Genomic DNA, 1,309 nt, shown 5'->3' with positions numbered 1-1,309 from the left:
GGCGGATTCCAGGGGTCGTTGCAACACGTGGTTGGTTGATCAGGCCGCGAGCAGTTTATGCAGGCGCTCGGCTGGGGTTTCCCAGTCGAGTGTTTTGCGTGGGCGGCTGTTGAGTTCGGCGGCGACGGCGGCCAGCTGCTCGGGCTCGTGGACGGACAGGTCGGTGCCCTTGGGGAAGTACTGCCGCAGCAGGCCGTTGGTGTTCTCGTTCGATCCGCGCTGCCAGGGACTGGCCGGGTCGCAGAAGTAGACCGGGACGTCGGTGGCGACGGTGAACGCGTGATGGGCGGCCATCTCCGAGCCCTGGTCCCAGGTCAGCGACTTGACCAGGTGCCGTGGCAGCGTCTGGACGGTGGTCTGCAGGGCCGTGCTGACTTCTTCGGCGCCGCGGCCGCCCGGCAGGTGGACAAGCATCACGTAGCGGGTGGCCCGTTCGACCAGGGTGCCGATGGCGGAGGCACCGTCCTTGCCGATGATCAGGTCGCCTTCCCAGTGGCCGGGAACGGCCCGGTCGGCAGCCTCTGCGGGCCGGTGGCTGATCATGACCATGGGATGGGAGAAACGCGGCTGCCGGGCGGCGGCCTGGCGGTGCGGCCTGCGCCGGGCCCGTCCCGTGCGCAGTGCCCGGGCCAGCTCGCGCCGGAGTTCCCCGCGGCCCTGGACGTAGAGGGCCTGATAGATCGTCTCGTGAACCACGTGCATCTCCGGCCGGTCGGGGAACCGTCTGCGAAGAGCGTGACAGATCTGCTCAGGGCTCCACCGCATGGCCAGGTGAGCCTGGATGAAGTCCCGCAGCTCGAGGTTCTGGCCGATCTTGCCGGGCTTGGGCCGGGGCCGGCGGGCATCGGCCCGGCGCTGGGCAGCGTGCGGGCGGTAGGCCCATCGGGTGCGCCCGCCGCGCAGGGGTGTGCCGTTGCGGCGTATCTCGCGGCTGATCGTGGACGGGCTGCGGTCCAGCTCGGCGGCGATCGTGCGGACGGACGCCTTCTCCCGCAGCCGGTCGGCGATGTGGATGCGCTCGTCTTCCCGCAGGTACCTCGTCGGCGAAGGCTCGGGCTCCTGCTCAGTCAGAGCAGGAGCCCGCCGCCGCTTCGGGTCGGTCCGGCCGTTTCGCCATTCGCGGCCGGTCCGCTCATGAACACCGACACGTCGGCTTGCCTCTCGGTTACTCAGCCCCATCTGCACGAGCCGGAAGTATTCCTCCCGCTCAGCTCGGAGCTTCACAGGCCCCTGAGCCTTGCGAACCTTGCGGATCTCGAAGTCCATCGCACCCCTAACTGGGGTGTTGCGAGGACCACTAGAACCGAAG

Annotated in this window: 1 protein-coding gene; it reads right to left on the bottom strand. The window is 69.2% G+C overall.

Annotated elements, in window-relative coordinates; all coding sequences use genetic code 11:
- Positions 1 to 39: 39 nt before the first annotated feature.
- Entirely contained in the window at positions 40 to 1,179 is a 1,140-nt protein-coding gene (locus ACZ49J_RS45405; protein WP_467457750.1) for an IS30 family transposase, read from the bottom strand.
- Positions 1,180 to 1,309 lie beyond the last annotated feature (130 nt).

This window comes from Streptomyces sp. NPDC030840, assembly GCF_055572015.1.
Note: the sequence above shows the minus strand (reverse complement) of the source record. Positions and strands in the feature narration are given on the sequence as shown.

What these genes read in the sequence shown, in the direction of transcription:
- ACZ49J_RS45405 (WP_467457750.1), bottom strand. Translation starts at nt 1,179, where the DNA reads ATGGGGCTGAGTAACCGAGAGGCAAGCCGACGTGTCGGTGTTCATGAG.